Here is a 9,076-nt window from a genome sequence, read left to right as displayed (position 1 = left end):
CCGCATATGACAGTGATCGCCTACGTGCCGCCATCGCCGAGAAAGGCGCAGTGGCGGTGATCCCTAACAATCCTTCCCGCGCCAAGAAACACCCGCTGGACAAGGATCTCTATGCCCAACGCCATCTCATCGAATGCTGCTTCTCCAAGCTCAAGCACTTCCGCAGGGTCGCAACACGCTTCGAGAAAACAGCACGAAACTATCTCGCAGTCGTCACAATCGCAGCTATCGTCCTATGGATCAGGTAACTGTCCACACGACCTAGAGCATTTCCAGCAAAAGTGTCGTCACGGTTTTCCGTTCGCAAATGCGGGAAAACAAAAGCTTCGAGCCTTGGTATTACAGAGCCGTTATCGAAACACGACATATCTTCCACGAAAAAGGGAGGCGTGGTTCCCCACACCTCCCTCTGTCAGCCCGTTGAAACAGGCCTGGGCTTCAGCCAATCAATGCGCGCCGGACATGTCGCCCAGAACGTCCTTCGATGCGACCGTGGAATCGGCATTGAACGTGTAGACCATGGGAACGCCGGTTGCGAGGTTGACCTTGAGGATCTCTTCCTTGGTCAGCTTGTCCAGCACCATGACCAGCGAACGAAGCGAATTGCCATGGGCGGCCACCAGCACCTTCTCGCCGCGCAGCACGCGGGGCAGAATGTCGGTCATGTAATAGGGCCAGACGCGCGCGCCGGTATCGCGCAGGCTTTCGCCGCCGGGTGGCGGCACGTCATAGGAGCGGCGCCAGATATGCACCTGCTCCTCGCCCCATTTTTCGCGGGCGTCATCCTTGTTGAGGCCGGAAAGGTCGCCATAGTCACGCTCGTTCAGCGCTTCGTTGCGAATGGTTTCAAGGCCGGACTGGCCGACATTTTCAAGCACGATGGCGCAGGTCTTCTGGGCGCGGATGAGGGAAGAGGTATAGGCAACGTCGAATTTGATGCCGTATTCCTTGAGGGCCTTGCCGCCTGCATTGGCTTCCTGCACGCCAAGCTCGGTCAGGTCCGGATCGCGCCAGCCGGTGAAGAGGTTCTTCAAATTCCATTCGCTCTGGCCATGGCGCACCAGCACAAGAGTACCGCTCATCCTGTCATTCCTCTCTGACATCTGGAGCATCGCAGAGAAAGGCGAAAATCGGCTTTCACCGCAATGCAGCAACAAAAATCCCGATCACCGTGGGGCTTGCCGTTCGCCGCTTCGATGATCCCGTTGACCGGGACGGGTATGCCCGGACATTCCCATTCGCAAATACGTTCGAGAACCAATCGTAAACCGCCGGGTTTCACACGCCTTCCACAGCATCTTGTGAAAGTCCGAGAACGTCGAGCATGGTATAATAGCCCGGCACCTGCCCATGCGCCCAGAGGGCGGCCTTCACGGCGCCGCGGGCAAAGATGGTGCGATCGCCCGCGCTGTGCGAAAGGGTGATCGTCTCGCCTTCGCCTGCAAACAGCACCGAATGCTCGCCGATGACCGACCCGCCCCTGAGCGTGGCAAAGCCGATGCTGCCCGTCTCGCGCGGGCCTGTATGGCCATCGCGCACCCGCACGGAATGGTCTTTTAACGCTATTTCGCGGCCCTCTGCGGCGGCCTCTCCCAGAAGCAGCGCCGTGCCGGATGGAGCATCCACCTTGTGCTTGTGGTGCATCTCCAGCACTTCGATGTCCCAGCCGGACGCCTCCAGCGCCTTTGCCGCCTGCCTGACCAGAACCGATAGAAGATTGACGCCAAGGCTCATATTGCCGGATTTGACGATCCGCGCATGGCGGGCGGCGGCGGCGAATTTCTCCTCGTCCTCGTCGGAGCAGCCGGTCGTGCCGATGACATGCACGATCCGGGCTTGCGCAGCCAAGGCGGCAAATTCTACGGAGGTTTCAGGACGGGTAAAATCAATCACCCCATCGGCGTGGAGAAAGGCGGAGAGAGCATCGTCGGTGACAGGTATGCCAAGGGCGCCAAGACCGGCGATTTCGCCGGCATCCTTGCCGACCACGGATGAGCCCGGTCGTGCCACGGCAGCGTGCAAGACCGCGCCTCTGGTTTCGGAAATGATGCGGATCAGCGCCTGGCCCATGCGGCCACCGGCACCCACCACCACAAGCTTCATCGGCCCTGTCATGCTTTAGTCCTTCCTGACCGTCGCCTGCAAATTGTTCAATCGAGCGTAGAGCCCATCCGGCTTCGTCGCAAGCGCGTCATGGCTGCCTTCCTCCACGACACGGCCTTCCTGCATGACCACGATCTTGTCTGCCTTGACGACGGTGGAGAGCCGGTGGGCAATCACCACCACGGTGCGTCCGCTCATGGCTTCGTCCAGCGCCTTTTGCACGGCAGCTTCCGATTCGGTGTCGAGGGCGGAGGTGGCTTCGTCCAGCAGCAGGATCGGGGCGTTGCGCACCAATGCGCGGGCAATGGAAAGCCGCTGGCGCTGACCGCCGGAAAGTGTCAGCCCGTTCTCACCCACTGGCGTTTCATAGCCTTCGGCCTGCGCCATGATGAAATCATGCGCATAGGCAAGGCGAGCGGCCTGTTCGATTTCCGCATCCGTGGCATCGGGGCGGCCATAGCGGATATTGTCGCGGATCGTGCCTTCGAACAGGTAGGGCTGCTGCGAGACATAGGCGATATGCTTGCGAAGCGAGGCCTTGGTGACGTCGGCTATATCCTGCCCATCGATGAGGATCTGGCCGCGCGGCGGATCGTAGAAGCGCGGAATGAGCGTGATGATGGTTGATTTTCCTGCCCCGGAAGGTCCAACCAGCGCGGTCGTCTTGCCGCCTTCGGCTACGATGTTCACGCCCTTGAGGATTTCCGGACCCGTCCCGTAGGAGAAGTGAATATCGCGAAACTCGATGCGCGCCTCGCTCACCTGCAATTCGCGGGCGTCGGCTTTGTCGCGCTGGTGCGGTTGCGTGTCCAGAATGGCATAGATCATCCGCGCATTGACAACGGCGCGTTCCATCTGGATTTGCAGCTTGGCCAGCCGTTTGGCCGGTTCATAGGCCATGAGCAGTGCGGCGATGAAAGAGAAAAACGCCCCCGGCAGCATTCCACCGGCAATGCTGCGCCAGGCGGCATAGGCAATCACGGCGGAAATGGCCAGTCCGGCGAAGCTTTCAGTGATGGGCGAGGTGCGCTCGGACAGGCGTGCGATGCGGTTGGCGCGATTTTCGGCGCTGTCGATGATGCCTTCCACCTTGCGGCCCAGCTCGCCTTCCATGGTGAAGGCCTTGACGACCGCAATGCCCTGGATGCTTTCCTGCATGGCGCCCAGCACGCGGCTGTTGAGCAGAACGGAATCGGTGGTGGCCTTGCGCAATCGCCGGGAAATATAGCGCAGCGAATAGAGAACTGGCGGTGCGACCACGAAGACGATCAGCGTCAGCACCCAGTCCTTGGAGATCATCACGAAGATCAGGCCGACAAGGCTCAGCAGGTCGCGTGCCGTCGAGGTGACGGTCAGGTTCAGCACGTCACGGATGCCGTTGACGTTCTGGCTGATCTGGGCGGCGAGGTGGGCGGAGCGCGCCTCGTTGAAATAGCCCATGGATAGCGACATGAGGTGGTTGAATAACCGTTTCTGATAGCGGGAGACGATGTTGTTGCCGATTTTCGACAGCGCCACTGCCTGTCCATAGCTGGCAAGGCCACGCAGGCTGAAGGCCACGAAGATGGAAAGGCAGATGATCCAGACCAGATCCGCCCGCTTGTTGGCAAAAGCCTCGTTGATCACCGTTTCCATGATCCACGCGGTAAAGGCGGTGGTCAGCGCCACGGTTGCCAGACAGACGATGGCAAAAACATAGCCACGGACATGGTCCCGGCCGTTTTCGGCGATAACCCGTTTCAGCACGGCGGTTATGCTTTCCGACGTGACGGGCAGGGAGGGCTTCTGGGACGCGCTCAAGCAGGGCCTTTCGCATTCGGTTGGCGGCGCAATCGTGCCGCGACGTATCGACCGGGGTTCATGCTGTTTCCGGTCTCCACTGGGCTCTATAGCCACTCCTTGCGGCTTTGACCAGTGCGGCGCGATTTCGTCCTTTGCCTTGCCCGGTCAACCGGTCGCCTTTCGTTCAGGCCGTGACGAGGCTGGCGATCATGGAAAGGGAAACGAAGGTCGGCCATTTCGCCGCAAGGCTCTGCCCGCCTTGATCGAAATCATGTGCGGGCGCGATGCCTCGCTCAGCCCGCCGCCTTTTCAGACGTAATGGGCAGGATGCGGTCACACACCGCTTGCAGCAGGGCGGTGTCATGGCTCACGAAAAGCAGGGCAAGCCCTCTTTCCCGCGCCAGTTCCACCATAAGCTCCACGATCTGCCTTTGCGTAATGGGGTCGAGCCGGGAGGTGGGTTCGTCGGCAAAAAGAAAGACGGGATCGACCAAAAGCGCCCTGAGAAGCGCCAGGCGCTGCAATTCCCCGCCCGAGACCTGATCTATGCGGCGTGTCAGAAGCGCGGCATCGAGCCTCAGCCGCTTGAGAAGCGGGGGGATCTGCCGTGCGTCCAGCCCGTGCCGCCGCACCACATCGTCCATGGCCTGGCCCAGCCGTTGGGAGGGGGCAAAGGCGGCTGGCGGATCCTGATAGATTTTCTGGAACCGCAAACGGCCCATGTCAGGATGACGCTCCACCCTGCCTGCATCCGGCGTGACCAATCCCAGAAGAATATCGCCGAGCGTGCTTTTTCCAGCGCCGCTTTCACCGGAAAGTCCGATGATCTCGCCGGGCTGAATGTCGAGGGACAGGTCTGAAAAAAGCCTGCGTCCACCCCGTTGCTTGGCAAGGTCACGGGCTGCGATCAATGGCTTTCCATCCCGTTTTGCGCGCGGCCGCAGGGCGCTTGGCCAGCAGGCGGGATCGGCTTCAATGAGGCGGCGGGTATAGGCATTGGCCGGATGCAGGAAGAGGTCTTCCGCAGGCGCGCGTTCCACGATGCTCCCTTCCAGCATCACGGCAATCTCCCCGCCAAGGGCGCGGGCCAGGGCAAGATCGTGGGTGATGAGCAGCAGCGCGCCGCCTTTGGCGAGTTCCTGCCGCAAGAGGGCCAGCACCTCGCGGCAGCGCGAGGCATCGAGGCCCTTGGTCGGCTCGTCGGCAATCAGGATGGAACCGCCTGCCGCTCTTGCCGCGGCAAAGGCCAGACGCTGGGCCATGCCGCCGGAAAGCTGGCCGGGCAGCTTTGCCGAGGCATCGGCAAGATCCAGCCGTTGCAGGTCTTCACGGGCTTGCTGGCGCGCTGCTCCCTTGGAAAGGCCCCGCACGAGGCGGTGCCCTTCCTCCACCTGTGCCAGGGCGCGCATGGTGGGATCGAGCGCCAGCATGGGCTCCTGCGGCAGAATGCAAACACGCCGTCCCCAGAGAGGGCGCAGGGCCTGGCGGGGCGATGCGCCGAGATCGTGGATGCGGTCGTCGAGCGTCATTGTGCCGGAGGCTTCGAGCTCTTGCGGCAAGAGCCCCATCAACGCCTGGGCCAGCAGGCTTTTACCGGACCCCGTTTCACCCACGATCGTCAGGCAGCGCCCGGCGTAAAGTGCAAGGGACTGCGGCTTGACGAGGACCTGTCCGCGTGACGAGACGCCCACGCGCTGGGCTGAAAGCAATGGCCGTTCAGGCTGGCTGAAAGTCATCGGTGCTTTCATGGGCGTTCCTTTCCGGCAATCAGTTGCAGCGAGAGGACCATCAGGAAAATTCCGGCGATGGGTTGCAGCAGCGCATGGGGCGCCTCCTCGTAATAGGGCAGAAGTTCGATCATCATGGCCCCCAGTTCCGGCGTTGGCGGGCGCACACCCACGCTGACGAAGCCGAGCGCGGCGATGGCCATGATGGCGGTGGCGGTGCTGTAGGCGGTCACGGTCAGCATCATCGGCGCCATTGCGGGCCAGAGGTGCCGGCTGAGCAGGTGCCACGGCCCAAAGCCCAGCAGTCTGGCTGCTTCCACCGCGGACGAGGACAGGACCGGCCGGGCCAGCGCCCTTGCGAGACGGAAGAATTCCACCCACAGAACCAGTGAAATGCCAAGATAAAGCATGGCGGGTTCACCGGGCAGGATGGCGGTCAGCATCAGCACCATGAGCAGGCCCGGAAGGGCAAGCATGGCTTCCGCCAGCAGCGAGAAGGCCCTGTCGGTCAATCCGCCCCGCCATGCGGCAAGAATGCCAAGCAGCGTGCCGGGAACCATGGCCGTCAATGCCGAGAGCAGCGCAAGGCCGAGCGATAGCCGCAGGGCCGCCGCCAGCCGTGCGTGCATGGAGCGGCCAAGATGGTCGTAACCGAAGAGATCGGCAGCGCCCGGCGGCTGCAAGGCCAGCCGAAGCGTCTGGCGATAAGGATCGGCGCCAGAGGCTACCAGCGGAGCGAAGGCGAAGACCAGCATCGCTGCCAGAATGGCCACTCCGGCAAGCCGTGAAATAGTCCAGAAGCGCGGCTGTGGCGGGGATGGGATGAGCAGCGTCATGGCGTTTTCCTCGCGCCGGAGACCTTGCCCTGGCGAAGGCGCGGATCGATCAGGTGGCAGGCAAGGTCCACCGCCGCATTCAGCGCCACGAACATCAGGCCCATGACCAGCGCCGTGCCCTGGATCATCGGCACGTCGCGGCCAAAGACCGCGTGGACGAGGGCGTGGCCAATGCCCGGCCAGGCAAACAGCGTTTCCACGACCACCACGCCTTCGACAAGGTAGATGAATTGCAGGCCGAGATAGGTCACGACAGGCACGGCGATGTTGCGCAGGCCGTGCCGCATAAAAAGCCTGAGGTCGCTCAGCCCCTTGATGCGGCCAAATCCGTAATAGGCCGATCCTGCCACGGCTACCGTCGCATCGCGGGCCACGCGGTTCGACATGGCCGCAAGTCCCAAAGCCAGCGTCAGCGCGGGAAGGATAAGATGTGCGCCATGGTCATGGCCCGCAGCAGGCAGGATTTGCAGCGTAACGCCGAAGACCATGACTAGCACCATGCCGATGACGAATTGCGGCAAGGCCTTCAAGGCGGTCGAGATGAAGAAAAGGCCGCGGTCGAGGAGACCGTTTGGCCGCAATCCGGCAAGAATACCCAGCGGCGGACCGATGAAAAGCGACAGGAGAATGGCCGTCAGGGCAAGCGTCATGCTGTGGCTGAGCTGATGGGCGATTTCCCGCACGACCGGCTGGCCTGTCACCAGAGAGGTGCCGAGATCGAACCGGAGAAGGTCGCCGAACCACGAGGAAAGGGCTGCGGCGGAGGATTGCCCGAGATCAAGCTCGGCTGCGACCTTGGCGGCGGCATCCCTGTCCACCATGTCATAGCCATAGCGCCCTGCCGCTATCCGATAGGCCATGTCTCCCGGCAGGGAGCGGGCCATCAGGAATGTTGCAACGCCAACCAGAAGCGCCACCATGCAGGCCTGCAACAGCCTTGCGGCAAGCCTTGGGACGAGGGTTTGCAGCATCTTGGCCATCAGGGCGCCCACCGCATGGATTTCAGGCCGAAGCTGCGCTCATAAGGGTCGATTTGCGCATTCTCGAGCCGGTTCGAAACTGCAACGCTCTGCTGATACCAGGCCACCGGAATGACGGGAAGTTCCTGCTGGATGATGCTCACCACCTTTTGCCGCAGGGCTTGCGCCTCCTGCGCATCGCTGCTGCGGCTCAACCCGTCGAGCGCGGCATCGAAACTGGTGTTCGACCAGTTCATCGAGCCCCAGTCACCACCCTTGGGGCCGTAATCCCCCAGCATGGTGGCAAGCGGATCGGGGGCGAGGGCAAAATTGCGGGCCATCAGCGCCAGCGCCAGCGTGCCATCCTGGTGACGAACGGGTATCTCGCTGGAATTGGTGGAATCGATCGTCAGCTCAACGCCGATCTCCCTGAATTGCTCTTGCAGGACGGCTGCCGTCAATGGCAGTTCAGGCCGGTCGGGATAGGTCGTCAGCATCAGCGAGAAGCGCTTGCCGTCTTTTTGCAAAATGCCGTCATCACCCGGTTTCCAGCCAAGTTCGGCCAGAAGGGCGCGGGCTTTCTGCGGATCGCTGGCAAGGGGCGGCAGGTCTGCCTCGTGCCAGCCGCCAAGGCTTGGCGGAAAAAGCTGGGTAGCGGCAGCGGGATAGCGCAGGATGGCGGCGGCAAGACCTTCCCGGTCGATGGCAAGGCTCAGGGCCTGTCGGGCGCGAAGATCGGCCAGCAGCGGATTACCGGCATTGACCTTGAGCAGCAGGCTGCGCGGAATGGGCACGGAAAGAAGCTTGACGGCGGCGGATTTGCCAAGCCGCGTGCGGCTGGCCGGATCGAGATTGAAGACATAATCGGCATCGCCGCTTTCCGCCATCAGCGCGCGGGTTTCCGCCCGGCCAACCGAGAGATAGCGCGCATTCTCGATGGCAGGCTCTTCACCCCAGTAATCGCCGAAACGGGTGACGGACAGCGATTGCGGCGCCTCGATTTTCGTCAGGCGGAAGGGGCCTGTACCGATGATTGCCGTGACCTCATTGCCCTCATAGGAGGCAGGAGCAAGGATTTGCGCCCGTGCCTCTGCCAGAAAGGCCGCAAGCGGGGTAAAGGGCCGGGTCAGCGTGATGACGACGAGGGCATCGCCTTCGGCGGTGATGGTGGCAATTGGCGCCCTGGCGAGCAGTCCGGGCTTTGTACGTGCGATGGTGAGCGCGCTGGCAACGCTTTTGGCCGTCATCGTCGTGGCGTCATGAAAGCGAACATTGTCGCGCAGCCGAAACCGCCAGACGAGGCCATCGGGCGAGACTTGCCAGTCCCGCGCAAGGCCGGGAATGGCCTTGCCCTGTCCGTCCACGTCCACGAGTGTTTCAACGATATTCATCCGCAGGAAAATCTCGCCCGATTTGGCCGGGTCGAGCCCGGTGATTTCGAAGGGGGCGGCAATATCCACGATGCGGTCGGGCTCTGCCCGGGCAGGCGCGATTGCGCCGCTTGCCGCGAGCGTCAGGAAGAGGGCGGTGGCCGTGCGGCCAAGGGTCTTCAGCATGGGAGAGTCCTTAATGTTATACAGTTACGGCCTATAGAAAATACGACCCGATTTGTCCAGAATCAATTGTCACGTTCCTGGGGTTTGTGCGGTTGGCCGGTGTGATTACAGCG

8 protein-coding genes are annotated in these 9,076 nt (G+C 62.1%); 1 reads left to right on the top strand and 7 read right to left on the bottom strand.

All coding sequences use genetic code 11. From position 1 onward, the window contains the following. Positions 1 to 248, top strand: a 248-nt coding sequence (locus tag T424_RS0116620) for an IS5/IS1182 family transposase (RefSeq protein WP_027488728.1), incomplete at its 5' end; no start/stop codon positions are given. Positions 249 to 446: 198 nt separating this feature from the next. Here T424_RS0116620 and T424_RS0116615 read toward each other — a convergent pair. From T424_RS0116615 to T424_RS0116585, 7 genes are all read right to left on the bottom strand, one after another. Next, positions 447 to 1,082, bottom strand: coding sequence for a 2,3-bisphosphoglycerate-dependent phosphoglycerate mutase (locus T424_RS0116615; RefSeq protein WP_027488727.1), 636 nt, complete (start codon positions 1,080 to 1,082; stop codon positions 447 to 449). A gap of 196 nt (positions 1,083 to 1,278) precedes the next feature. Further along, positions 1,279 to 2,103 carry a 4-hydroxy-tetrahydrodipicolinate reductase gene (gene dapB / locus T424_RS0116610; protein ID WP_027488726.1) on the bottom strand — a complete coding sequence of 275 codons (825 nt, stop codon included), beginning with the start codon at positions 2,101 to 2,103 and terminating at the stop codon, positions 1,279 to 1,281. A 15-nt stretch (positions 2,104 to 2,118) separates the two neighbouring features. Continuing rightward, a complete protein-coding gene (locus tag T424_RS0116605) occupies positions 2,119 to 3,903 on the bottom strand; it encodes an ABC transporter ATP-binding protein (protein WP_027488725.1) in 1,785 nt (594 codons plus the stop codon). Positions 3,904 to 4,178: 275 nt separating this feature from the next. Next, positions 4,179 to 5,633, bottom strand: coding sequence for an ABC transporter ATP-binding protein (locus T424_RS0116600; RefSeq protein ID WP_245269610.1), 1,455 nt, complete (start codon positions 5,631 to 5,633; stop codon positions 4,179 to 4,181). Continuing rightward, positions 5,630 to 6,448, bottom strand: coding sequence for an ABC transporter permease (locus T424_RS0116595; RefSeq protein WP_051559121.1), 819 nt, complete (start codon positions 6,446 to 6,448; stop codon positions 5,630 to 5,632). The genes T424_RS0116600 and T424_RS0116595 overlap by 4 nt, the downstream gene beginning before the upstream one ends. Beyond that, on the bottom strand, positions 6,445 to 7,428 hold the full coding sequence (locus T424_RS0116590) for an ABC transporter permease (protein WP_245269609.1): 984 nt from the start codon (positions 7,426 to 7,428) through the stop codon (positions 6,445 to 6,447). Before T424_RS0116590 ends, T424_RS0116595 begins: the two co-directional genes overlap by 4 nt. After that, positions 7,428 to 8,963, bottom strand: a complete 1,536-nt coding sequence (locus T424_RS0116585) for an ABC transporter substrate-binding protein (RefSeq protein WP_084268561.1) — start codon at positions 8,961 to 8,963, stop codon at positions 7,428 to 7,430. Before T424_RS0116585 ends, T424_RS0116590 begins: the two co-directional genes overlap by 1 nt. Positions 8,964 to 9,076 lie beyond the last annotated feature (113 nt).

Origin of the sequence: Allorhizobium undicola ORS 992 = ATCC 700741 (assembly GCF_000621665.1) — a bacterium.
Lineage (GTDB): Bacteria > Pseudomonadota > Alphaproteobacteria > Rhizobiales > Rhizobiaceae > Allorhizobium > Allorhizobium undicola.
The sequence above is the reverse complement of the archived record's forward strand: the minus strand, read 5'-3'. Positions and strand labels throughout refer to the sequence as shown.